This is a genomic window from Halobacillus hunanensis (genome assembly GCF_900166655.1).
GTDB lineage: Bacteria > Bacillota > Bacilli > Bacillales > Halobacillaceae > Halobacillus_A > Halobacillus_A hunanensis.
Window position 1 is genome coordinate 56221 of the sequence record NZ_FVZB01000005.1, and the last position, 24919, is coordinate 81139.

Consider the following 24919-nt stretch of genomic DNA (forward strand, 5'->3'; position numbering starts at 1 on the left):
GGTAAGAAACGTGGAAAAACAATTTTTTCAAGCACCCAATACATTTGTTGGACATGTCGAATTAAAAGTCCAAAACCTAGAATTATCAATAAAGTTTTATACGGAAGTACTCGGGCTTCAAATTCTAGAACAATCAGAAAGAAAAGCAGCATTGACAGTTGATGGTAAAAGGCCATTACTGACAATCGAACAACCTGAGCCAGCGGGACCGAAGGAAGCTAACAGATCTGGACTGTATCATTTTGCGATTTTACTGCCTAGTCGGTTAGAATTGGCGAAAATATTAAAGCACTTTGCTGAGCAGAACCAAAAGCTAGGAGCATCAGATCATCTCGTGAGTGAAGCTCTTTACTTGAATGACCCCGACGGAAATGGGATTGAAATTTATACGGATCGTGATTCCTCCACATGGAACTGGCAAAACAATGAAGTGGTTATGACGGTAGATCCATTAGACGCTGAAGATATTCTTGCCGAGCTTGATGGTGAGAGCTGGGAAGGGATGCCGGAAGGAACAATTATGGGTCATATTCATTTACATGTTTCGGAATTACAGAAAACAGAGGAATTTTATAATAAAGGACTTGGCTTTAATGTAGTATGTCGATTTGGCAAGCAGGCGCTGTTTATGTCTACGGGGGATTACCATCATCATATAGGTTTAAACACCTGGGCTGGAGTTGGGGCTCCGGCGTCATCGGAGCAAAGCGCTGGCTTAAAAGTATTTTCTCTTGTATTTCCAAGTGAAGAAGCTAGACAGGAAGTAATCGAACAAATACAGAGCCTGGAGTATGAAGTTCTAAAAGAAGACGGCTCATTTGTTACGAAAGACCCTTCTGGAAATTCGGTTAAGCTGACAATTTAAAAGTAAATAATGATACAAAAACTACCACCTCAGGTCATCCAGAATATGGATGACCTGAGGTGGTAGTATATACCATGAGAAAAGGGCAACCAGGCTGAGCTGGTTGTCCTTTTTCTGCTATTTATAAAGGAGATATTCTTCTCTTACTTCCTTAAACTCTTTTAAGTCTTCTTGCCATCTTTCTTGCATTTCCTCAACGGACTGACCATTTTCGATGGCTTCACGAACCCAGCCGTTTCCGATCAGGTTGTCGAAAAAGGAAACGCCTGCACTGTTTTCAGCTCGAAATTCAAAGTTTTCCGGATAGAGGTCATGGATCGTTTTCACGATGTGTAGCCCTGCAATAACGGGTTGATAAGCCTCTTTATCAGTTACATGGATCTCAATACCGTGGCTTAACGTACCGCTATGCTTGGAAAACTGTGGTGTGAAAGACGCAGCACGGAACGTAACACCAGAGAGATCCTTTTCGTTTAAGGCAGCTGCTAGCTCTGTACTGTTAATAAACGGTGCCCCGATCAATTCAAATGGCTTAGTCGTGCCGCGCCCTTCAGAGACATTGGTTCCTTCAATCAAGGCAGCACCAGGATAAACGAGTGCTGTATCCAATGTTGGCATGTTTGGCGATGGAGCAATAAATTGTAATGGTGTTTCATCATAGTACATGCTTCGTTTCCACTTATTCATTTCGACTACTGTTAAATCTGCTCCGATATCAAATTCCTCATTGAATAATTTTGCAAGCTCCCCTACAGTCATGCCGTGACGGAGGGGGATCGGATAGTTACCGATAAATGATTTGTATTCTGGATTTAAAACGGGTCCTGCCACTACTTCGCCGCTCAGTGGATTCGGACGATCCAGGACGATAAATGGAATGTCATTTTCCTGTGCAGCTTCCATAGCGTAAGCCATCGTATAAATGTAAGTGTAAAATCTTGTGCCTACATCTTGAATATCAAATAGAAGAACGTCAATGTTCTCCAGCATTTCAGGGGTAGGCTTTCTAGTTTTACCATACAAACTATATACGGGTAACCCAGTATTTTCATCAATATAATACTCCACATACTCCCCAGCCTGTGCGCTGCCGCGGACTCCGTGCTCAGGGCCGTATAGCGCTGTGAGGTTCACATCCGGGTCGTTATGCAGAAGGTCAACGATACTGTTTAACTCTTGATCTACGCCGGTTGGGTTGGTGATCAACCCTACGCGCTTACCTTCAATTAATTCTTTTTCTTCTTCAAGTAAAACTTCAACACCTAGCTTGAAGTTACGATATTTCCCCTTTTGCTTTCCGTTGTTATCCCCTTTATCTGCAAAAACGACGGTGAAGGTAGAGAGAACTAACAGGAACACGAGCAACATGATAACAGGTTTCCTTTGCATTTCATCCACTCCCCATTTGGTTTTGACCGAGGGGTGGAACTCATTTACCCCTCGGTTTATTTCGGGCTAATAGGATAGTCCGTGACCGTATTCGTAAAGAGGTTCGCCATTTTCCCCTGGAATGGTTACGGGCAGTAATCCAGTCGGGTTGTTTTCTCCAAACAAAGTAGCTGCCATGGCTTCAAAACTGGCTGCTCTAAATCCGTATTGGGCCAGATACCCATCGACTTCAGGGTAGCCCATAATGTCGTAAGGGTTTCGAATTCCGACGCCAATAACAGGGACATCCAGTTCATTGATAAGTTGATTCACCAACTGCATCTGTGCACTGTTTTCGGATCGGCCACTGACGTTATAAGTGTAGGTGCCTGCTATGATCCTATCGGCGTTCTCTAATTGATTGAGCTGCTCTTCATTTAAAGGGCCTGAGGTCTCAATCAATTCAGTGTTCTCGTGGTGATCACGAACAGCTTGATACAGACTGTTGATATACGTGTTTCCAATAACAACTATTTTTTCACCCAGTGAAGGATTAAGCGGTAATGTACCATCATTTTTTACAAGGGTAATGGATTGTTCAGCCGCTTCTTGCTCAACTTGTTTGTGTGCTTCTGATCCTACAACTTCCTTGGCATTTGCTAAAACCTCATCCATATTTGGAGCGGATTCCGATTTAATAACCCCGCGATTCAGTTTAAGGGTCAGAATCCGTTCTACTGACTCTTCAATCCGATCTACACTGATCTCTCCAGTTTCTACAGCTTCAAGTAAGCCATTAACGACCTCTTCAAGACCTACAGGCATGAGCGCAATGTCGGTACCTGCTTTGACGGCCCGAATCACAGCGTCCACAGGCCCAAAGTGTTCCGTGATCGCATTCATATTTAAGGCATCGGTAATGATGACACCGTCATATCCCATGTCCTCCCGCATCAAACCAGTGAGGACCTTATGAGATAGCGTGGCAGGAAGCGAAATCTTCGTGCCATCTTTCTTGGAAATCACCTTGGTGTCATCAATTTTTGGAAAAGTAACATGGGCTGTCATAATGGCATCAATACCAGCATCCATCGCCTGTTGGAATGGATATAACTCAACCTCCATGAGCCGCTCTTTATCGTAAGGAACTTCAGGAAGACCTAGATGGGAGTCAACAGCTGTGTCACCGTGTCCTGGGAAGTGCTTGGCTGTTGCAGCAACACCTGTACTTTGAAGGCCTTCCGTGTAAGCCACACCAAGTTCAGCGACCAATTCAGGTGATTCCCCGAAAGAACGGACACCAATAACGGGGTTATCAGGGTTATTGTTGACGTCTAAGACGGGCGCTAGGTTCATATTAATTCCTAACGCACTCAATTCTTCGCCGATAGCTTGGCCAACATTGTAGGAAAGCTCACTTGATCTTGTTGCTCCAAGTGCCATATTACCTGGCATGTCTGTTCCCGATTGTAAGCGAGTAACAATGCCGCCTTCCTGGTCAATCGTCATGAGTAAGCCATACTTTTCAGCAGCAGCTTGATAATCAGCAACAAGCTTGGCCGTTTGTTCTGTCGTTACAACATTTTCACGAAAAAGAATGACACCGCCGAGGTGATATTCCTTTACCATTTGTTCGATCTCGGGGAGCATTTCTGTTACATTATCTCCTTCCCAAGTTCTGAAATCAGGCATGAGCATTTGTCCGATCTTTTCATTAATTGTCATGCTTTCAATGGCTTGCTCGATGATGTCATAGCGTTCGCCTTGTTGCTTAACGACTTTTCCTTCAAAAGAAGGCTTTTGTTTTCGTGGCTGCTTAGCTGGTTTATGGTCAATAGCAATTCGGTCTTTATAAGCGCCGTCTGTAACCGTAATGAATGTTCGGCCATTGTGACCAGAAAGGGTAACCTTACCCTCCTCAACAACAGCTACGTTTTTATTTGTAGTGGACCAAGTAAGGTTCTCTGTTACCTTTTCAAAGTGGCCATCTTCATAGACGTGCAAAGCCGTGAGACTTATTTTTTTATCGGTAATTTTGTTTTCAACCCGGGGGACATTTTCTAATAAAATTAGATCTTTTACTGATGGCGAAGATTTTTCAGCAGCAGCGGTGTTTGGCATAAGCGGTACTAGTAAGGCGAGTATGAGCATGAGCATGGTAACGAGATTACGTCTTTGCTTCATCACATCGTTCACTCCCTTTTGTATTAATAACTTCGTTTCTCCCATTGGCTATTAGTAATATTTACAAGTGACGCATCGTTATTCCCACTCGTAAGCTTGAGATTCGTTACATACCACCCTCTGCCGTTAGTACTTCCATCTGTCTCGTAACGGAAACGGACATATTCTGTACCTTCAGGGATAGTCACCTTTTCCGACAGCCAAGAGACGCTTGTACCAGTATAAGGTTCATGCACCTGTGACCAGTTTACTCCGTCGTGAGATACTTCGATCACACCGAAATCATACCCTTGTTCGATCCGGTACCAGGAATCAAAGGTGAGTGTAGCGGTTCCGTTAACCGAGACCCTGGCTGTTAAGGTTCGGTTTAGTTGATGACCGTAACCTGCGAACCAAGCCTTGTCTTTCGTTGGCATGCTGACTGGAATTGCGTCAGCCACTTTTCTGGCAAATTGCCTGCGAGCCGGGTTAGTCGATACCGTCTCTCGGGTTGGGTGAACACGGTTTGTCAGTAAAATAGCTATTGTTTCATTGTTGGGGTTAATCACGATCGACGTTCCTGTGTAACCGGTATGGCCAATTGATGAAGACTCAGATAAGGCATCCATATACCAGCCCTGAGCAAGTTCCCAGCCCAGGCCGTGCTCATTACCCGGGAACTCTGGTATTTGATTTTTGATCAATAACTCCACAGTTTCCGGTTCGAGGATTTGCTTGCCCCCATATCGTCCTTCGTTTAAAAACATGTGTCCTAATTTGGCCAGATCCTCTGCAGTTGAAAAAACACCTGCATGTCCAGCTACGCCTCCAAGTGACCAGGCATTCTCATCATGGACTTCTCCCCAAACAAGACCGCGTCCTGTCCAAGGCTGGTATTCAGTTGCTGCAATCCGTTGTTTTAATTGTTCGGGAGGGTTATACATGGTATCCGTCATGTTGAGAGGTTCCGTGAGGTTTTCTTTGACGAAAGTATCCAGGCTTTGATCTGAGATGCGTTCAATAATAGAAGCTAAGGTAATCATGTTGAGGTCACTGTAGGTGTATGTAGTTCCTGGTGGGTTAGATAATGGATACTGGTAAACATATTGCAGCCGCTCCTCTTTACTATCTCCAATCGTGTAGAGCGGGACCCATGCTTTGAACCCGGAGGTGTGGGTCATCAGCTGTTTGATCGTTACATCTTCTTTTCCGTTTTGTGCAAACTCGGGAATGTAGTCGGCAACCGGGTCATCTAACTTAAACAGACCTTGTTCATAAAGTTTCATAGCTACCGTGGTCGTGAAAATTTTACTGAGAGAGGCGATATCAAAAATCGTATCCTCCTGCATGGCAATAGGGTCATCGACCTTGTTTCCTTGATCATCCTTGTACATAACTGCACTTCCATACGCTTCATGCTGGACGATATGCCCTCGTCGAGCTACAAACGTCACCGCGCCGGGCATCACCTTATCTGCTATCATCGATGTCATCACGGAATCAATTTCACGTAAGGGAGTCTTCATCATGCCGGCTCCTTTAATGGAACCTGGATGTAAGATAGGGGAAGATGGTCCTGGATTTCCCCAGGAAAATTTAGGATGTGCACGTTCTTGGGTCTGCTTTTTTTCTTGTTTTTCAATTGTAGGCTGATTTTTTTCGCCCGCCATCACACTCCTTTCTGAATTGGCCGGTAACATAATTGAAACAGATAACATAACTAAGATCGTCAGTAACGATGTTTCCTTTTTCATATGTGCCTCCTTTCAAACTTGTACCTCTTTATTGAAAAGGTTTACATTGCTTGTTCTCATCATAAGTTAACGACAATATAGTTGTCTATACCACATAAGTCGCATTAATAGTTTGAATAGTGTGAAAAATGATAGAAAGGGAATAGGTAAATAGTTACACATATTCTAGTTAAAGGAATCGATGGGCTTCATTTTATACATATCTGATTGTCTTGTCCCATATAGTTTAGATAGGTGATGTAAGGGGAGTGGGGAGATATGATACGGCGTATGAAAACAGCTGGATGGTTACTCGTAGTAGTCGGAGTTGTTTGTTTAATTTCCTATCCTGTACAAGAGGTGAAGGATGCCTGGCAGGTATGGTCTTCGCCACTCGCAGGCAAAGTGATCGTATTAGATCCAGGCCATGGTGGCCCAGATGGCGGTGCAGTAGGAAAAAATGGAACAGAGGAGAAAGATATCACTCTTCAGATTTCGCAATATTTACGAGATTATTTACAGCAATCTGGTGCACTGGTTTATTTAACGCGTGAAAATGGGGATGATCTATCTTCTGAAGATGCTGGCAGTTTATCACGGCGTAAAGCGGAAGATATTAGAAACCGCGTTGATTTCATTGAAGATAAAGAGGCTGACTTTTTCGTAAGCTTACACCTGAATGCCATCCCTTCCAATAAATGGCGGGGAGCTCAAACCTTTTACAATTCAAAGAATGAAGAGAGTGAAAGTCTGGCTAAGTTTATCCAGTCTGAAATTCGGACATCTCTTGATAATACAACAAGGGAAGCGATGGGCCTGGATAATATTTATATCCTTAAACATACAGAAGCGCCCGGAGCATTAGTGGAGGCTGGCTTTTTATCAAATCCTGATGAGCGGACTTTACTCGAGACTAATGAATACCAAAGAAAAATGGCTGAATCTGTATACAGAGGGATTTTACGTTATGTCACAGAAATGGAATATCCCGATGACTCTGAAGAGTAAGCATATTGCTTAGAAAGCGGTTCATGTATGTTATACTTGCACTGATGAAACATTTCTAAGGAAGGTGACAGTTTTTGCTTACACAAGAGGAAGTACTGAATATTCTCCACTCTATCGAAGATCCGTTTTTACATAAAACGTTAGAAGAGACGGGTGGAGTTGAGGAAATAAAGATTAAGGAAGAGAAGAATCATGTCAGTGTAAAGGTGTTAATTGCTAAAACCAACACGGCGGAACAAATGGAACTGCAGCAGACGATCGTCAATGCTCTTAAAAGCGGCGGAGCGGCAACAGTGGGACTTCGCTTTGATCAGCTGCCTGACGAAGTAATTGAGAAATTTCAGCCCGCTGCTGAAGAGGCTCAGGAAGCATCATTGCTCGATGGGAAAACAGGCACGAAATTCATTTCCATTGCAAGCGGTAAAGGCGGCGTAGGGAAATCAACTGTAACAGTTAACCTTGCTATTGCTCTGTCACGCTTAGGGAAAAAAGTCGGTATTATCGATGCTGATATTTACGGATTTAGTGTGCCGGACATGATGGGAGTGGAAGAACGCCCGGTTGTTCGTGGAGAAAAGATCATTCCTGTTGAACGTTTCGGAGTAAAAATCGTATCTATGGGCTTCTTTGTAGAGGATAACTCTCCTATTATTTGGCGTGGCCCCATGCTGGGTAAAATGCTGACAAGCTTTTTCAAAGAGGTGGAATGGGGCGACTTGGACTATCTCCTGCTTGACCTTCCTCCAGGAACTGGTGATATGGCGCTGGACGTACATGCCATGCTTCCATCCTCCAAAGAAATAATTGTGACAACCCCACATCCTACAGCTGCATTCGTAGCGGCTCGTGCGGGTCAAATGGCTATTAAAACAGAGCATGAGATTCTGGGCGTTGTTGAAAATATGGCCTACTTTGAAAGTAAAGAAACCGGCAATAAGGAGTTTGTTTTTGGCCGCGGTGGCGGAGCGAAATTAGCTGAAGAGCTGAAAACTGATATTCTTGGTCATGTTCCTTTGCAACAACCATATGAAGATGAGGATGTATTTGCACCTTCCGTGTATCAGTCCGATCACCCAATCGGTGTCACTTACCGAAATATGGCTGCTAAAATAATCGATAAATATTAATATAAGTAAAAAGCACGCAGTTTGTTTCTACAAGCTGCGTGCTTTATTGGTTGTTAAGCACCTTGTCCTGAGCCAGACTGCCCTTGTCCACCCTGTTGCTGCTTTTGTCCTCCACTTTGTTCGCCGGTTTTCATTTTCTCAGCGGCTTGGAGCAAAGTTTCGGTCATCTTAGCTTGAAACACAGGGCTGTTTAAAGTTTCCTGTATCGTTTTCTCTAAGTGAGCTCTAAATTTCTGACCTTGCATAACTTCAACCATCTGCTTCATCATTTCAGGGTTTTGATACAGCTCTATAAGTGATTTCTGATATTCAGGGTCTTTCATTAACCCCTTCATCAATTTTTTTTGCTGTTCTTCAATCACTTTACTGAATTCCTGGACAAATTTTGGATCTGTAAAAAGTTTACTCCAGAATTCTTTACCTTTTTCTGAAAGCAGGGTTTCACTTACAGCTTGCTTGACCACTTCAGAGTCCAATGCCATAGCTTGTTGCATTTGCTCATCGGTCAGCACCTCTGTCATTGCTTTCTTACCATCGTCTGTCTTTAAAATATCCACCATCATTTTTTTGGTGGTTTCGTAATCCGCTTCCCCGCTGGCTCCTGAAGTACCGCCGCAAGCGGTTAAGAAAACAACGAGTAAAACGGGACATATCAAGCGTAATATGGACATGAATTATGTCCCCTTTCCTTTGTTCTCCTTGCTTTACTATTTGCATTTCGACAAAAAATTATGCGGACTTGAGGAAAAATTGCACGCTTCATGATAAAATACGAAAGGGTAATTTAATGTAATTTAGGAGGACGTAAAGTGACCAGTCGAAAATGGGTGAGAATGTTTCTAACTACACTTTTAGTTGGTGCAGTATTAACTTTACTCACCAGTTTTGTTGTAAAATCAGACTCCTACCTAAGGGCGTTACAACCGCTTCAATTAAGTGAACTGTTAGGAGTGCTGTTATTTTTCCTTGGATTTGGGCTTATCTTTAGTGTCATCAGCCAAATGGGCTTTTTTGCATACTTAACGGTTAATCAATTTGGATTAGGAGTTTTTCGAAGTTTTTGGCCATCGATTCAAGTTTTCTTAGTTGCCTTTACGCTTTTTGACCTCATCTATTTCCGCTATCGCGCAGCAGAGGAATCATCGGTTTGGCCTTTTTTCTGGACAGCCATCGTTATATTGTTGTTATCGTTACTTGTCGCTTGGGTTAAAGCCAAGGAAACGAATAAGAAGGCATTTATCCCAGCTTTATTTTTCATGGTTGTCGTTACAACTGTTGAATGGGTTCCGGCCTTACGTGCTGAGGGTAGTGCTTACGTATGGTTAATGATTATTCCTTTATTTGTTTGTAATGCTTATCAGCTTTTATTGCTTCACAGGTTAACAGCAAATCATACATCCACAGAGAAATAAGCGGCCACTATTAGCCGCTTATTTTTCATTCTTCTTTAATTTTTGCCTGACCACCGTTAACTAATTCAGTAATCGTAACAAATTTAAGATCTTTTTGTTTAAGTCCCGGAATAATTACTTCCAGTGCTTTGGCTGTTTGCTTGATTGAATCAGAGGCATGCAGCAAGATTATATCCCCTTTTGAACTATTCTCCATGATTTGATTTATGATTGCGTTCGTGCCAGGATTTTCCCAATCACGCGGATTGAGGCTCCACTGAACTGTTTCAAGGCCTTCCTTTTCGATGGCTGTTAATACTTCCTGGTTTAAGTGACCGTGCGGAGGGCGCAAATAATTGACATCTTCAAACCCTAACTTTTCAAAAGCCTCTTTAGCCTTTTGAATATCCTTTCTTATTTGCTCAGGCTCCATCTTTGCATAGCTTTCGTATTCATATCCCATCATAGCAATTTCATGTTTACCTTCATGAATATCTTCTACAATATCCGGATGTCGCTCTGCCCAGCTTCCGCTTAGGAAGAATGTAGCCTTCGCCTTATGAGTTTTTAATTTTTCCAGGATATCATGTACCTTTTCATTTCCCCAGCTAATATTAAACGTTAAGGCGATAAATGGCTGGTCACCATTTCCCTTAGATAAAGCCCTCGACTCGCCATCATTTGAAAAAACAGGGAGTTGACTACGTTGGCCGATCCACATCATAAATGCACAAAACAATGCAAGGATAATAATTAGACTATAACGTTTGATTCGATCTGTTTTCCATGTATAAAAACTCACGCTACAGCAACTCCTTTTTACCTCTATATAGTCCATGGTTATGAAAAATATGGACAAACTATGCTAGAAATCGTAAAAACAGGGTAAAAATAAAAGGAGTTACTTGAAAGAGGGTGGAAGACAATGTACGGTTTCATGATTAATGATAATGAACAGCTTGAAATAGAGTACTTGTTAAAAAGGGAGATGGAGGAAATCACGTTTGATTTGGGTGATCACCGGATTGATTCGGAAATAAAGGCTGCCATGGAAGAAAGATATGGTGTATTATTTCAGTTATTTAGAAGGTTTGCAAGCAGAGAAGAATGCTTGCAATATATGCCGAAGAAGAAAAAGCAGAATTAACTTTGGTATGTTATATTCACACTTAATACGGGAGGGAGAGTGTGAATAGAAGAAACATATAAGAGCGATTATTTTTGACCTGGATGGTGATCACAGATACGGTTGAATATCATTATTTGGCTAGGAACGCTTTAGCTGATATTCCATTTGACCGTAATGAAAAACGAAAAGGGGTAAGCTGGATTGACTCTTTAAATATGATTTTGAAGCACAGCGGTCTGCATCTTAATGAGGAAGAAAAGAGCCATCAAGCAATGAAGAAGAACGAACATTATAAAATGATTGGATATATATTACACCTGAAGATTATTATCTCGAATTATTGACTTTATGAATGAGGTTAATCAAGCTGGCATAAAAACAGGCTAGGCTTCAGACAGCCGCAATGCCAAGCCTTTTGTAGAACGGTTACAGGTTACTGCACTATTGGGCACCATTGTCGATGTCACCAGGATGAAAAAGGGGAAGCTGGCCCCATTATTCATGGATGATTGGATTTTCGCTGACACCAGGGAGTTGACGTTAGACCAGTTGACTAAACAAGTCTTCTCATAATTTTAATCATTTCCTTAAAACTCGAAGCCTATTTTTCGGGTTTTTTTCATGATTATTTCTCTTTATGTTTGGTCAACTGTTAAAAAGGTAAAAGAAATATGAGAAATTCCTTAAAAGTTATTGCACTATCTTTTCATTCTATGCTATATTATTAATCGTTGTCGGGAAAGGGCGAACGGAAACAACATCGGCCTTTTAGAAACCAACAACTTTGTTGAAAAAAGTTGTTGACTTTATGATCTAGACGCGATAGAATAAATCTTGTCGCTAAAACGACAGCATATTGATTTGATCTTTGAAAACTGAACGAACCAACCAGTACGTCAACACATTCTTTCTATTCTATAGAGGGAATTCAAACAAGCACATTCGGTGTGCAAAGAGTTAAGGAACTTCAACGAAGTTCGCAACGTCCTGTTGCAACGTTGAAGTCAGTGCATCCATGCACAAGCAAACTTTACTTTTATGGAGAGTTTGATCCTGGCTCAGGACGAACGCTGGCGGCGTGCCTAATACATGCAAGTCGAGCGCAGGAAGCAGGCAGATCCCCTTCGGGGGTGATGCCTGTGGAATGAGCGGCGGACGGGTGAGTAACACGTGGGCAACCTGCCTGTAAGATCGGAATAACTCCGGGAAACCGGGGCTAATGCCGGGTAATCCTTTTTTTCGCATGAGAGAGAGGTAAAAGATGGCCTTTGGCTATCACTTACAGATGGGCCCGCGGCGCATTAGCTAGTTGGTGAGGTAATAGCTCACCAAGGCGACGATGCGTAGCCGACCTGAGAGGGTGATCGGCCACACTGGGACTGAGACACGGCCCAGACTCCTACGGGAGGCAGCAGTAGGGAATCTTCCGCAATGGACGAAAGTCTGACGGAGCAACGCCGCGTGAACGATGAAGGTCTTCGGATCGTAAAGTTCTGTTGTTAGGGAAGAACAAGTACCGTGCGAATAGAGCGGTACCTTGACGGTACCTAACGAGGAAGCCCCGGCTAACTACGTGCCAGCAGCCGCGGTAATACGTAGGGGGCAAGCGTTGTCCGGAATTATTGGGCGTAAAGCGCGCGCAGGCGGTTTCTTAAGTCTGATGTGAAAGCCCACGGCTCAACCGTGGAGGGTCATTGGAAACTGGGGAACTTGAGGACAGAAGAGGAGAGTGGAATTCCACGTGTAGCGGTGAAATGCGTAGATATGTGGAGGAACACCAGTGGCGAAGGCGACTCTCTGGTCTGTTTCTGACGCTGAGGTGCGAAAGCGTGGGTAGCAAACAGGATTAGATACCCTGGTAGTCCACGCCGTAAACGATGAGTGCTAGGTGTTAGGGGGCTTCCACCCCTTAGTGCTGAAGTTAACGCATTAAGCACTCCGCCTGGGGAGTACGGCCGCAAGGCTGAAACTCAAAGGAATTGACGGGGGCCCGCACAAGCGGTGGAGCATGTGGTTTAATTCGAAGCAACGCGAAGAACCTTACCAGGTCTTGACATCCTTGGACCGCCCTAGAGATAGGGTCTTCCCTTCGGGGACCAAGTGACAGGTGGTGCATGGTTGTCGTCAGCTCGTGTCGTGAGATGTTGGGTTAAGTCCCGCAACGAGCGCAACCCCTAATCTTAGTTGCCAGCATTCAGTTGGGCACTCTAAGGTGACTGCCGGTGACAAACCGGAGGAAGGCGGGGATGACGTCAAATCATCATGCCCCTTATGACCTGGGCTACACACGTGCTACAATGGATGGTACAAAGGGCAGCGAAGCCGCAAGGTGTAGCAAATCCCATAAAACCATTCTCAGTTCGGATTGCAGGCTGCAACTCGCCTGCATGAAGCCGGAATCGCTAGTAATCGCGGATCAGCATGCCGCGGTGAATACGTTCCCGGGCCTTGTACACACCGCCCGTCACACCACGAGAGTTGGCAACACCCGAAGTCGGTGAGGTAACCTTTATGGAGCCAGCCGCCGAAGGTGGGGCCAATGATTGGGGTGAAGTCGTAACAAGGTAGCCGTATCGGAAGGTGCGGCTGGATCACCTCCTTTCTAAGGAAATATGCAAGGTGGAAGCACCCTTACGGGTGACGGAAGCTGCCGCATACAGAGGACGTACATGGTTGGTTGTTCAGTTTTGAGAGATCAAAAATATAATGATCCCTGTGAATGGGCCTGTAGCTCAGCTGGTTAGAGCGCACGCCTGATAAGCGTGAGGTCGGTGGTTCGAGTCCACTCAGGCCCACCATTCAACGGGGCCTTAGCTCAGCTGGGAGAGCGCCTGCTTTGCACGCAGGAGGTCAGCGGTTCGATCCCGCTAGGCTCCACCATATAATGAATTTTAAAACACAATGACATTCTTGTGTTTTAAAAGCAACCCTTAGAATGGGATGAACCTTGAAAACTGGATAAGATATTTTCAGAACGTGTTGGATCGTCAGATCAACACGGGATGACAAGACATCAAACATCAATTTTTAAAACGTCTTTTCACAGATAGTTAAGTGAATAAGGGCGCACGGTGGATGCCTTGGTGCTAGGAGCCGATGAAGGACGGGACTAACACCGATATGCTTTGGGAAGCCGTAAGTAGGCTGTGCACCGAAGATTTCCGAATGGGGGAACCCCCTGCTCGTAATGGAGCAGGATCGTTTACTGAATACATAGGTAGACGAAGGCAGACCCGGGGAACTGAAACATCTCAGTACCCGGAGGAAGAGAAAGCAAACGCGATTTCCCAAGTAGCGGCGAGCGAAACGGAATCAGCCCAAACCAGAAAGCTTGCTTTCTGGGGTTGTAGGACACTCCTTTGGAGTTACCAAAAAAGAAGATAGATGAATCGATCTGGAACGATCAGCCAGAGCAGGTAAGAGCCCTGTAATCGACATCTTCTTTTCTCCGGAGTGGATCCTGAGTACGGCGGAACACGAGGAATTCCGTCGGAATCCGGGAGGACCATCTCCCAAGGCTAAATACTCCCTAGTGACCGATAGTGAACCAGTACCGTGAGGGAAAGGTGAAAAGCACCCCGGAAGGGGAGTGAAAGAGAACCTGAAACCGTGTGCCTACAAGTAGTCGGAGCCCATTGATGGGTGACGGCGTGCCTTTTGTAGAATGAACCGGCGAGTTACGACTGTATGCAAGGTTAAGCGTCAGAAGCGGAGCCGCAGCGAAAGCGAGTCTGAATAGGGCGAATGAGTATGCGGTCGTAGACCCGAAACCGTGTGATCTACCCATGTCCAGGGTGAAGGTCAGGTAACACTGACTGGAGGCCCGAACCCACGCAAGTTGAAAATTGCGGGGATGAGGTGTGGGTAGGGGTGAAATGCCAATCGAACACGGAGATAGCTGGTTCTCTCCGAAATAGCTTTAGGGCTAGCCTCAGAATAGAAAGTCTTGGAGGTAGAGCACTGATTGGACGAGGGGCCCCTACCGGGTTACCGAATTCAGTCAAACTCCGAATGCCAGCGACTTTGTTCTGGGAGTCAGACCATGGGTGATAAGGTTCATGGTCGAGAGGGAAACAGCCCAGACCGCCAGCTAAGGTCCCTAAGTGTGTGTTAAGTGGAAAAGGATGTGGAGTTGCTTAGACAACCAGGATGTTGGCTTAGAAGCAGCCATCATTGAAAGAGTGCGTAATAGCTCACTGGTCGAGTGACTCTGCGCCGAAAATATACCGGGGCTAAACACACCACCGAAGCTGCGGATTGATCCGAATGGATCAGTGGTAGGAGAGCGTTCTAAGGGCGGCGAAGTCAGACCGTAAGGACTGGTGGAGCGCTTAGAAGTGAGAATGCCGGTATGAGTAGCGAACAAAGAGTGAGAATCTCTTTCACCGAAAGCCCAAGGTTTCCTGAGGAAGGCTCGTCCTCTCAGGGTTAGTCGGGACCTAAGCCGAGGCCGAAAGGCGTAGGCGATGGACAACAGGTTGATATTCCTGTACCGCCTCCTTTCCGTTTGAACGACGGGGGGACGCAGGAGGATAAGGAGAGCGCACCATTGGAAGCGTGCGTCCAAGCAGTGAGACGGTCGAGGCAGGCAAATCCACTCGGCAACGTCAAGCTGTGACGGGGAGGGAACTAAAGTACCGAAGCTCCTGAGTTCACACTGCCAAGAAAATCCTCTAGTGAGGAAAGAGGCGCCCGTACCGCAAACCAACACAGGTAGGCGAGGAGAGGATCCTAAGGTGAGCGGGAGAACTCTCGTTAAGGAACTCGGCAAAATGACCCCGTAACTTCGGGAGAAGGGGTGCTCCTCTGCCGAGGAGCCGCAGTGAAAAGGCCCAAGCGACTGTTTACCAAAAACACAGGTCTCTGCGAAGCCGTAAGGCGAAGTATAGGGGCTGACACCTGCCCGGTGCTGGAAGGTTAAGGGGATGCGTTAGCGCGTAAGCGCGAAGCGTTGAACCGAAGCCCCAGTAAACGGCGGCCGTAACTATAACGGTCCTAAGGTAGCGAAATTCCTTGTCGGGTAAGTTCCGACCCGCACGAAAGGTGCAACGACTTGGGCACTGTCTCAACGAGAGACCCGGTGAAATTATACTATGCGTGAAGATGCGCATTACCCGCGACAGGACGGAAAGACCCCGTGGAGCTTTACTGTAGCCTGATATTGAATGTTGGTACAGCTTGTACAGGATAGGTGGGAGCCTGAGAAACCGGAGCGCTAGCTTCGGTGGAGGCGCTGGTGGGATACCACCCTGGCTGTACGGACATTCTAACCCAGGACCGTGATCCGGTTCGGAGACAGTGTCAGGTGGGCAGTTTGACTGGGGCGGTCGCCTCCTAAAGAGTAACGGAGGCGCCCAAAGGTTCCCTCAGAATGGTTGGAAATCATTCGCAGAGTGTAAAGGCACAAGGGAGCTTGACTGCGAGACTTACAAGTCGAGCAGGGACGAAAGTCGGGCTTAGTGATCCGGCGGTACCGTATGGAAGGGCCGTCGCTCAACGGATAAAAGCTACCCCGGGGATAACAGGCTTATCTCCCCCAAGAGTCCACATCGACGGGGAGGTTTGGCACCTCGATGTCGGCTCATCGCATCCTGGGGCTGTAGTCGGTCCCAAGGGTTGGGCTGTTCGCCCATTAAAGCGGTACGCGAGCTGGGTTCAGAACGTCGTGAGACAGTTCGGTCCCTATCCGTCGTGGGCGTTGGAAATCTGAAAGGAGCTGTCCTTAGTACGAGAGGACCGGGATGGACACACCGCTGGTGTACCAGTTGTTCCGCCAGGAGCATGGCTGGGTAGCTACGTGTGGACGGGATAAGTGCTGAAAGCATCTAAGCATGAAGCCCCCCTTGAGATGAGATTTCCCCTTACGCCAAGTAAGTAAGATTCCTCAGAGACGATGAGGTCGATAGGTTCGAGGTGGAAGCGTGGTGACACGTGGAGCTGACGGATACTAATCAATCGATGACTTAACTATATTCAAAAGCGGAGACGACCGTTTAAGTCCGCTGGGCTAAGCAAGCTCACATTAAGGCTGTGGTTTTTCAGCCTTGAGGGGAGATAGCTTAGAACATGAGGACTTGGGAGTCGGAGCTAGATGATAAAATATGTTTGATAACTTGAGTGTCTTATCCAGTTTTGAAGGTTTACCCTTCTTTATAAAATGATGTGGTGGCGACAGCGAAGAGGTCACACCTGTTCCCATGCCGAACACAGCAGTTAAGCTCTTCAGCGCCGATGGTAGTCGGGTCGATCCCCGTGAGAGTAGGACGCGGCCACGTCATATCTTTATACTTATTCCACCGTAGCTCAGTGGTAGAGCAATCGGCTGTTAACCGATCGGTCGTAGGTTCGAATCCTACCGGTGGAGCCACTTGCTTCCATAGCTCAGTGGTAGAGCACTTCCATGGTAAGGAAGGGGTCGCCGGTTCAAGTCCGGCTGGAAGCTCTGAAGATATTTGTAATGGCCCGTTGGTCAAGTGGTTAAGACACCGCCCTTTCACGGCGGTAACACGGGTTCGAATCCCGTACGGGTCACCACTAATTTTTCACCTAATGAACTTTAACCTTGGAGGATTAGCTCAGCTGGGAGAGCACTTGCCTTACAAGCAAGGGGTCGCAGGTTCGAGCCCTGCATCCTCCACCATTTATCGCCGGCCTAGCTCAACTGGCAGAGCAACTGATTTGTAATCAGTAGGTTGGGGGTTCAAGTCCTCTGGCCGGCACCATTAACGCTTGCATAACAATGGAGGGATAGCGAAGTTGGCCAAACGCGGCGGACTGTAAATCCGCTCCCATCGGGTTCGCAGGTTCGAGTCCTGCTCCCTCCACCATTTAATTACTAAATTTCATCTTTTAGTGTATAAGTTTTATTAAACAGTACATACTAATTTTTGTAATGTTGGGCCATAGCCAAGCGGTAAGGCAACGGTTTTTGGTACCGTCATGCGCTGGTTCGAATCCAGCTGGCCCAGCCATTTTATCTTAATAGGAAATAAGGCTTTTTTTATTTTACAGGAAATACATAAACGCCCTTGTTACCGATTTAAAGTTTTTTTTACGATGAGTATGACTTACGAAAGCATGAGCGTCATTATTAAATATGAGCCATTAGCTCAGTTGGTAGAGCAAGCCACCTACTTGCGTTACTTCCTTGCAGGCTTGTGAGGAGTGCGGCTTCACTGTTTTTACTTGCAACACGACGAGCATCACGTGCGAAAGCATGAGCGTCATTATTGAATATGAGCCATTAGCTCAGTTGGTAGAGCATCTGACTTTTAATCAGAGGGTCGGAGGTTCGAGCCCTCCATGGCTCATCCCGAGAGACGGAATTGCTATGCAATATCCGTCTCTCATTAATACTCTAGGGGCCTTAGCTCAGCTGGGAGAGCGCCTGCTTTGCACGCAGGAGGTCAGCGGTTCGATCCCGCTAGGCTCCACCAATACATATAAGCTTAAGCTGATATCATAATAGATATCAGCTTTTTTTGGTATGTTCTGTTTCTTGATCATATATAAAGACCTTCATAAAGGAGAGAAAACTAGTGAAAGCTATTTTTGTCGATCGTGATGGAACCATGGGTGGATCAGATAGAATAGAGTATCCAGGTGAATTTCAATTGTACCCAGGTGTTCAAGCTAAGTTTCGTGAGGTGCAAGAGAATGAGATGAAGCTATTTTCCTTCACCAATCAGCCAGGGATTGCTGAGGGGCATGCAACTGTTAAAAGTTTTCAAGAAGAAATGAACGGTTTTGGTCTTGATGGCGTCTATGTCTGTCCCCACAAGCCAAAAGCAGGGTGCAGGTGCCGAAAACCGGGGACGGGGATGATTGAACGTGCTTGTGAAGATCATGGGTTACAACCAGAAGATTGTTATGTGATAGGTGATCGTTTGACAGACATGCAGGCAGCTGAACTTGCTGGTTGTAAAGGGATCCTTGTAACTACAGGCGCTGGAGGAGATTCGCTAAGACAGTGGCAACAGTTAGACATAAAAACAGATATAAAGTGGATTGCTAAAGATATTATTCATGCATTAGATTGGCTGTTGGCGTGCAAATAACGTATATATATGCAGAAAGATGTGCGGTTGAACCACTTGTATGAAAACGTCTACAATTAAAGAAACAAAGGAGGACATTACTTATGAATAAACAGCTATCTATAATTGGAGTACCTATGGACTTAGGCCAAATGCGCCGAGGTGTTGACATGGGACCAAGTGCTATTCGTTATGCAGGCATTGTTGAGCGTCTGGAAAATTTAAAATATACGATTGAAGATCTCGGAGATATTGAAATCAAACGACCTGCCCAAAAAGATGATAACAAACTGGACAACCTCCGTAATTTGAATGAAGTAGCAGAAGGTAACTATCGATTAGCTGAAAAGGTAGACGAAGTTATAGAAAAAGGGAATTTTCCGCTTGTTCTAGGGGGAGACCACAGTATTGCTATGGGTTCATTGGCCGGTATTGCTAAGCACTATGATAATTTAGGTGTCATCTGGTATGATGCACACGGTGATTTAAATACAGGAGATAGTTCTCCTTCGGGAAATATTCATGGGATGCCATTAGCAGTGAGCCTGGGAATTGGGCACGAAAAGCTGACTAATATTCATGATTATCAACCGAAAATCAAACCCGAGAACATTGTAATTATTGGTGCCCGTTCATTGGATGAAGGCGAAAGGGTTCTGATTAAAGAAAAGGGTATTAAGGTGTACACCATGCATGAAGTAGATCGTATAGGGATGTCCCAAGTAGTAGAAGAAACGATTGAATACTTAAAGGAACGTACAGATGGTGTTCATTTAAGCTTAGACTTAGATGGATTGGATCCTGAGGAAGCCCCGGGTGTAGGAACTCCTGTAATGGGCGGGTTAAGCTATCGGGAGAGTCATTTAGCGATGGAGATGCTGTTTCAATCCAGCATGATTACGTCAGCAGAGTTTGTAGAGGTAAACCCTATCTTAGATGAGAAAAATAAAACAGCAAATATGGCTGTGGGTCTAATGGGGTCACTTTTTGGAGAAAGTTTAAAATAATGGGGAATTTAGGAGCAGCTTACCTTTCGCGGGGTAAGTTGCTTTTGTTTTAAAGTTTCAAACTCGTTTAATAAACGATCCAGCTTCACACTTATGCGAACCACCTCTTCAGAAGTTAATGCATTTTCGTGAGCTAACCTGCTCATTTCTTTTCTGCAAACTTCAATCTCTTCAAGCAACATGAACTCTTTTTCCATTTCCTCCACCTCCTATGGGAATTTTTTCATACGTTTTTCTTATACCCATTTTACTATATAATAAACATTATACTAGGAAAAATAAACAGTTATAGAATTTTTGAAACCTTTTGCTCCTCTCATTCGTATGAGGAGAACAACCGCACAGATGGCGGAGGTATAGTAAATGGAAACCATGATTATGAAAAAAATTAAAGAAGTAAAAAAGGGTGACCAGTCTGCGTTTGAAGATATCGTGTCCTTTTATCAAAATAAAGTATATCATATCTGTTATCGGATGATTGGGAATGCTTATGAAGCAGAAGATCTTGCTCAGGAGGCATTTATTCGGGCCTACACTAACATTAATACGTTTGACGAGCGGAGGAAGTTCTCTACTTGGCTATATCGTATTGCCACGAATTTAACGATTGATCGTATCAGGAAGAAGAAACCAGATTATTATCTCGATGCTGAGGTAAGAGGGACGAATGGATTAAACATGTACTCCCAACTGGCGGTTGATCAAGCGTTGCCGGAGGAAGAGGTAGAAAGCCTTGAGCTGCAAAGTTACATTCACCGAGAAATTCTCGCCCTGCCCCCTAAATATCGAAGTATTATCGTACTCAGGTATTTAGATGAATTGTCTCTTCAGGAAATTGCTGAAGTATTAGATATTCCTATTGGGACTGTAAAGACAAGAATTCACAGAGGCAGGGAAGCCTTACGTAAAAGGCTTCGGCATGTGTAAAGGAGTTGAGAGGGAATGAATTGCAATAAAGAAGCTGTGGCGCTCATGCACAAGTATTTAGATGGCGACCTGCTAAAAGAAGATGAGAGACGACTGCGTGACCACTTACAAGGATGCACAGCTTGCCAGGCTCATTTCCATGAGTTGAAGCGGTCTATCACATTAGTAAAAAATGCTGGACCCATTACAGCACCTTCAAATTTCACATCTAATGTAATGTCCAGCCTTCCAAAAGAGAAAAAGAGAAAAAACTATGTTCGCTGGCTGCAAAGGCATCCAATTATTACAGCAGCTGCTGTGTTTTTCATTTTAATGTTTAGCGGGATATTTTCTGCTTGGAATCAAGATCAGCAAGTAACCGTATCAAAACAGGATGATCTAGTGATTCGTGATAATACAGTGATCGTTCCCGAAGGCGTAACCGTAGAAGGTGATTTAGTTGTTCGGAACGGTGATCTTAAGATAGATGGCAAGATTAATGGTGATATCACGCTCATTAATGGTGATATGGTTACAGAATCAGAACTTGATGAGATTACTAATGGTAAGAAATATCAGGCATATGTTAGTGGTGAGATTCATGAAGTTAACCAAGTATTTGAATGGGTATGGTATCACGTGAAGAAATTCACCACGGAGCTTTTATCATTAGAATCAGAGGAATCAGATAACTAGTGGAGGGACCGCTATGAAAATTCATAGTGGTCTTCTTTTTAACGTAAAAAAGCCTCGCTATCCCATTAGGGGACTAAACGAGCAGCTTTTGAATTTTAAATTCCCCCATTCCTAGCAATATTCGTAAAAGTAAAAGTATGATATAATAACACAGGCTATGGCAATTTTTTATAAAAGGAAGTGTAGGCATGCTTGATGGGGGAAATGATGTATTAGATTATCTGCTAATTGCTATTGATATCGCCCTTGTCTGGTTTGTTGTATATAAATTAATCATGCTTATCCAGGGGACGAAGGCCGTTCAACTGTTGAAAGGAATCTTCGTTGTTCTAGGGGTATGGTTACTGAGTAATTTAACTGGACTAAGCACTCTCAGGTGGCTGATGTCACAAGCGATGACATGGGGTTTTCTCGGGATTATTATTCTATTTCAGCCTGAATTAAGAAGAGCTCTGGAGCAATTAGGACGTGGAAGTTTCTTTAGTCGTACCTCTACGGAAGAGGAAGATAAGGAGAAGTCGATTCAGGCCATTATCAAATCCTGTAACTACATGGCTAAACGGCGCATCGGTGCACTAATTACGATCGAGCGTGAAACAGGAATGGGTGATTACGTTGAAACGGGTATTACTGTTGGCGGTCATTTATCGAATGAACTTTTAACGAACATATTTATTCCGAATACACCGCTCCATGACGGGGCTGTGATACTTAAAGATAATGAAATAGTCGCAGCGGCCTGTTACTTACCTCTGTCGGAGAGCCCGTTTATTTCTAAGGAATTAGGGACACGACATAGGGCAGCAATGGGAATAAGCGAAGTAACAGATGCTCTGACAATCGTTGTGTCGGAGGAAACAGGAGCTATCTCTTGTACAAAAAGCGGTGAACTCCATCGAGATTTAAGCCAGGAGACTTTAGAAAACATTCTTAGGAATGAACTAGATTTCGGATCCAAAACCCCTGCCTCAAAATCTTGGAGTTGGAGGGGGAAGAAGAATGGATAATTTATTTAGGAATCGCTGGTTTATCCGAATTATCTCATTGCTATTAGCTGTGCTTTTATGGGTATCGATTAATATCGACGATAGTATGGATTCAGAGGATCAATGGTTAAGTGAGGGATCTTCTGATATGGAAATTATGAATAACATCCCGCTCGAGGTACAGTTTGATAGTGAACAATATGTTGTAAGCGGTCTTCCTCAAGACGTTGTGGTATCTGTGCAGGGTCCACAAGGGGCAACGGCTCCTGTTGTGAGACAAAAGAACTTTACTATATATGCAGACCTGACTGATCTAGGGCCTGGCACACATGAAGTTTCCTTGCAGCATACGGGTATAACAAGTAATTTAACTGTCAATATTGAACCCAAAGTGGTGGAAGTAACGATTGAAGAAAAAGACAGTGAAGACTTTAATGTCAGTGTCGATTATATAAATGAAAGTAAGATTGAAAATGAGTATGTCATAGGAGAACCGAAAGTCGAACCAAAAACGGTGACGATCACGGGAGCAGCCAGTGTGATAGACCGGGTAGCTCTTGTTCAAACCATTGTAGACGTGGGATCTGCGGATGAGACCATTGAAAATCTCGAGTCTCCTGTGAAAGTTTACGATGTACAAGGGAACGAATTAAATGTTCTTTCAGATCCTTCAACGGTGGAAGTAACTGTACCGATTAAGAAGCCTGAAAAGACAGTTCCAATATCGGTAGTACCTAGAGGGGGCGCACCTGAAGGGGTTATTGTGGACAGTATCACTACAGAAACAAAGGAAGTGGTGATTAGCGGGCCTAAAGACGTATTGAGTGAAATAAATAGTCTTGAGGAGATTCCTGTCGATGTGACAGAAGTTACAGGAGACCAGACAAAAGAGGTTGAGATCCCGCTTCCTGAAGGCGTCGACAGTGTCGAACCAAACACAGTAGAAGTAGATATAAATGTAGAGCAAGCAGGAGCAGCATAATCAATAACAAAAAATTGAATTTTGGGGATTAGGAAAGAGAGGTTACTATATATGGGTAAATATTTTGGCACGGATGGAGTTCGAGGTGTGGCCAATAAAGAGCTCACACCTGAATTTGCTTTTAAACTTGGTCGTTTTGGCGGTTATGTCCTTACTAAAAACGTGCAAAGGCCAAAAATATTAATTGGACGTGATACACGTATCTCAGGCGAGATGTTTGAGGGGGCTTTAGCTGCCGGACTTCTATCCATCGGAGCTGAGGTTATGCGACTAGGAGTGATCTCAACCCCAGGAGTGGCTTACCTGACTAAAGCCCTTCAGGCGGAAGCAGGAATTATGATATCCGCTTCACACAATCCTGTCGAAGATAATGGAATTAAATTTTTCGGTCCCGATGGATTTAAACTAACGGACGATCAGGAAGCTGAGATAGAAGCTTTGATTGATGGGGAAGAAGACAAGTTACCTCGTCCAGCAGGAGCAGATCTTGGTCAGATTAATGACTATTTTGAAGGCGGACAAAAGTATATGCAGTACTTGAAGCAAACGGTAGAGTATGATTTTGAGGGATTGCATATTGCTCTTGATTGTGCACACGGTGCAACGTCATCATTGGCTTCACACTTGTTTGCTGATCTTGAAGCGGACATCTCATCCATTGGGTCTACACCTGATGGGCTTAATATTAACAAAAATGTTGGGTCCACTCACCCCGAAGCACTCCAGAAATTAGTGATCGAAAAAGGTGCTGATATTGGACTGGCCTTTGATGGCGATGGTGATCGTTTAATCGCTGTTGATGAAAAGGGAAACATCGTCGACGGGGATCGTATCATGTACGTTTGTGCCAAATATATGAATGAAAATGGAACCTTGAATCACTCGACTGTTGTTTCTACTGTTATGAGCAATCTTGGTTTTTATAAAGCCATTGAAACCCACGGGATGAAGAGTGATAAAACCGCTGTTGGGGACCGTTATGTTATGGAAGAAATGCGTCGGGGAGGCTATAACCTTGGTGGTGAGCAGTCTGGCCATATTATCTTCTTGGATCATAACACCACAGGGGATGGCATGCTCACCGCTCTCCAGCTTGTAAATGTCTTGAAAGATACTGGGAAGCCATTGTCAGAACTTGCCGCTGAAATGAGGAAATTCCCGCAAGTTTTGAAAAATGTTCGTGTCATTGATAAGCAGCGGGTTCAGACTCATCCTCGAATTCAAGAGACCATTCAAGCCGTAGAAGCTGAAATGGGTGAAAGCGGACGAGTACTCGTTAGACCTTCGGGAACAGAGCCGCTTGTCCGGATCATGGCTGAAGCCCCAACGGAAGAACAATGTGAAGAATATGTTCAAAAAGTTGTTCAGGTTGTGGAAGAAGAATTAGGGATGAAAGAATAGGTCACTATATGCGCAGGGAGCACAAGATGGCTTCCTGCGCATATGTTATTACAAGCGTTTAACAATCCTATAACGAAGGAAAATTGTTGTTGACCAATTTATCTGATATCGGGTAGAATGA

At 44.6% G+C, this 24919-nt stretch carries 19 protein-coding genes, 11 tRNA genes and 3 rRNA genes; 27 read left to right on the plus strand and 6 right to left on the minus strand.

From position 1 onward, the window contains the following. The first annotated feature begins 10 nt into the window (after positions 1-10). Positions 11-865, plus strand: coding sequence for a VOC family protein (locus B5354_RS01225; RefSeq protein WP_079525199.1), 855 nt, complete (start codon positions 11-13; stop codon positions 863-865). A gap of 117 nt (positions 866-982) precedes the next feature. On the opposite strand, the gene B5354_RS01230 is transcribed toward B5354_RS01225, so the two are convergent. From B5354_RS01230 to B5354_RS01240, 3 genes are all read right to left on the minus strand, one after another. Then, positions 983-2254, minus strand: a complete 1272-nt coding sequence (locus tag B5354_RS01230; protein ID WP_079525201.1) for an exo-beta-N-acetylmuramidase NamZ family protein — start codon at positions 2252-2254, stop codon at positions 983-985. Positions 2255-2320: 66 nt separating this feature from the next. After that, entirely contained in the window at positions 2321-4417 is a 2097-nt protein-coding gene (locus B5354_RS01235) for a glycoside hydrolase family 3 protein (RefSeq protein WP_079525203.1), read from the minus strand. 23 nt (positions 4418-4440) lie between these two features. Then, positions 4441-6150, minus strand: a complete 1710-nt coding sequence (locus B5354_RS01240; RefSeq protein ID WP_079525205.1) for a serine hydrolase domain-containing protein — start codon at positions 6148-6150, stop codon at positions 4441-4443. A gap of 258 nt (positions 6151-6408) precedes the next feature. Here B5354_RS01240 and cwlD point away from each other — a divergent pair, with 258 nt between their 5' ends. Further along, complete coding sequence (gene cwlD, locus B5354_RS01245; RefSeq protein WP_079525207.1) at positions 6409-7137, plus strand: N-acetylmuramoyl-L-alanine amidase CwlD; 729 nt, start codon at positions 6409-6411, stop codon at positions 7135-7137. Positions 7138-7211: 74 nt separating this feature from the next. Next, on the plus strand, positions 7212-8264 hold the full coding sequence (locus B5354_RS01250) for an Mrp/NBP35 family ATP-binding protein (protein WP_079525209.1): 1053 nt from the start codon (positions 7212-7214) through the stop codon (positions 8262-8264). Positions 8265-8317: 53 nt separating this feature from the next. Here B5354_RS01250 and gerD read toward each other — a convergent pair whose 3' ends face one another. Continuing rightward, positions 8318-8935 carry a spore germination lipoprotein GerD gene (gerD, locus tag B5354_RS01255; protein ID WP_079525211.1) on the minus strand — a complete coding sequence of 206 codons (618 nt, stop codon included), beginning with the start codon at positions 8933-8935 and terminating at the stop codon, positions 8318-8320. A gap of 138 nt (positions 8936-9073) precedes the next feature. Here gerD and B5354_RS01260 point away from each other — a divergent pair, with 138 nt between their 5' ends. After that, the gene (locus B5354_RS01260; protein WP_079525213.1) at positions 9074-9676 is read left to right on the plus strand and encodes a KinB-signaling pathway activation protein; all 603 of its coding nucleotides are present in this window, start codon (positions 9074-9076) and stop codon (positions 9674-9676) included. Positions 9677-9701: 25 nt separating this feature from the next. Here B5354_RS01260 and pdaB read toward each other — a convergent pair whose 3' ends face one another. Next, entirely contained in the window at positions 9702-10457 is a 756-nt protein-coding gene (gene pdaB, locus B5354_RS01265; RefSeq protein ID WP_245804681.1) for a polysaccharide deacetylase family sporulation protein PdaB, read from the minus strand. Positions 10458-10580: 123 nt separating this feature from the next. On the opposite strand from pdaB, the gene B5354_RS01270 reads away from it, so the two are divergent. The 18 genes from B5354_RS01270 (at position 10581) to rocF (ending at position 19827) form a co-directional block, all read left to right on the plus strand. Beyond that, positions 10581-10802, plus strand: coding sequence for a hypothetical protein (locus B5354_RS01270; protein ID WP_079525217.1), 222 nt, complete (start codon positions 10581-10583; stop codon positions 10800-10802). A 74-nt stretch (positions 10803-10876) separates the two neighbouring features. After that, positions 10877-11128: a beta-phosphoglucomutase gene (locus B5354_RS01275; protein WP_079525219.1), complete on the plus strand. Its 252-nt coding sequence runs from the start codon at positions 10877-10879 to the stop codon at positions 11126-11128. A 691-nt stretch (positions 11129-11819) separates the two neighbouring features. After that, positions 11820-13386: ribosomal RNA gene (locus tag B5354_RS01280) — 16S ribosomal RNA — on the plus strand. A 119-nt stretch (positions 13387-13505) separates the two neighbouring features. Continuing rightward, positions 13506-13582, plus strand: a tRNA-Ile gene (locus B5354_RS01285). Between the two features lie 6 nt (positions 13583-13588). Beyond that, positions 13589-13664 (plus strand) — tRNA-Ala (locus tag B5354_RS01290). A 168-nt stretch (positions 13665-13832) separates the two neighbouring features. After that, positions 13833-16755: ribosomal RNA gene (locus B5354_RS01295) — 23S ribosomal RNA — on the plus strand. 190 nt (positions 16756-16945) lie between these two features. Next, a 5S ribosomal RNA gene (gene rrf / locus B5354_RS01300) occupies positions 16946-17059 on the plus strand. The 16S, 23S and 5S rRNA genes sit together here with 11 tRNA genes alongside, the layout of an rRNA operon. A gap of 17 nt (positions 17060-17076) precedes the next feature. After that, positions 17077-17151 (plus strand) — tRNA-Asn (locus tag B5354_RS01305). Positions 17152-17154: 3 nt separating this feature from the next. Beyond that, positions 17155-17226 (plus strand) — tRNA-Thr (locus tag B5354_RS01310). A 17-nt stretch (positions 17227-17243) separates the two neighbouring features. Further along, positions 17244-17318 (plus strand) — tRNA-Glu (locus B5354_RS01315). A 30-nt stretch (positions 17319-17348) separates the two neighbouring features. Beyond that, positions 17349-17424, plus strand: a tRNA-Val gene (locus B5354_RS01320). Between the two features lie 6 nt (positions 17425-17430). Further along, positions 17431-17506, plus strand: a tRNA-Thr gene (locus B5354_RS01325). A 19-nt stretch (positions 17507-17525) separates the two neighbouring features. Next, positions 17526-17611: transfer RNA gene (locus B5354_RS01330), tRNA-Tyr, on the plus strand. 69 nt (positions 17612-17680) lie between these two features. Further along, positions 17681-17755, plus strand: a tRNA-Gln gene (locus B5354_RS01335). Positions 17756-18021: 266 nt separating this feature from the next. Further along, positions 18022-18094 (plus strand) — tRNA-Lys (locus B5354_RS01340). A 50-nt stretch (positions 18095-18144) separates the two neighbouring features. Beyond that, positions 18145-18220: transfer RNA gene (locus B5354_RS01345), tRNA-Ala, on the plus strand. 84 nt (positions 18221-18304) lie between these two features. Next, complete coding sequence (locus B5354_RS01350; RefSeq protein ID WP_281252723.1) at positions 18305-18841, plus strand: HAD-IIIA family hydrolase; 537 nt, start codon at positions 18305-18307, stop codon at positions 18839-18841. 83 nt (positions 18842-18924) lie between these two features. Beyond that, the gene (gene rocF / locus B5354_RS01355) at positions 18925-19827 is read left to right on the plus strand and encodes an arginase (protein WP_079525221.1); all 903 of its coding nucleotides are present in this window, start codon (positions 18925-18927) and stop codon (positions 19825-19827) included. A gap of 8 nt (positions 19828-19835) precedes the next feature. On the opposite strand, the gene B5354_RS01360 is transcribed toward rocF, so the two are convergent. Further along, positions 19836-20024 carry an aspartyl-phosphate phosphatase Spo0E family protein gene (locus B5354_RS01360; RefSeq protein ID WP_079525223.1) on the minus strand — a complete coding sequence of 63 codons (189 nt, stop codon included), beginning with the start codon at positions 20022-20024 and terminating at the stop codon, positions 19836-19838. A gap of 166 nt (positions 20025-20190) precedes the next feature. Here B5354_RS01360 and sigW point away from each other — a divergent pair, with 166 nt between their 5' ends. The 5 genes from sigW (at position 20191) to glmM (ending at position 24798) form a co-directional block, all read left to right on the plus strand. After that, positions 20191-20754 (plus strand): RNA polymerase sigma factor SigW, encoded by a 564-nt coding sequence (sigW, locus tag B5354_RS01365; protein ID WP_079525225.1) that lies wholly within the window; start codon positions 20191-20193, stop codon positions 20752-20754. A 15-nt stretch (positions 20755-20769) separates the two neighbouring features. After that, a complete protein-coding gene (locus tag B5354_RS01370) occupies positions 20770-21429 on the plus strand; it encodes an anti-sigma factor family protein (RefSeq protein WP_079525227.1) in 660 nt (219 codons plus the stop codon). 188 nt (positions 21430-21617) lie between these two features. After that, a complete protein-coding gene (cdaA, locus tag B5354_RS01375; protein ID WP_079525229.1) occupies positions 21618-22436 on the plus strand; it encodes a diadenylate cyclase CdaA in 819 nt (272 codons plus the stop codon). Beyond that, the gene (locus B5354_RS01380; protein WP_079525231.1) at positions 22429-23397 is read left to right on the plus strand and encodes a CdaR family protein; all 969 of its coding nucleotides are present in this window, start codon (positions 22429-22431) and stop codon (positions 23395-23397) included. The genes cdaA and B5354_RS01380 overlap by 8 nt, the downstream gene beginning before the upstream one ends. A 51-nt stretch (positions 23398-23448) precedes the next feature. Beyond that, the gene (glmM, locus tag B5354_RS01385) at positions 23449-24798 is read left to right on the plus strand and encodes a phosphoglucosamine mutase (RefSeq protein ID WP_079525233.1); all 1350 of its coding nucleotides are present in this window, start codon (positions 23449-23451) and stop codon (positions 24796-24798) included. The last annotated feature ends 121 nt before the right edge of the window (positions 24799-24919 follow it).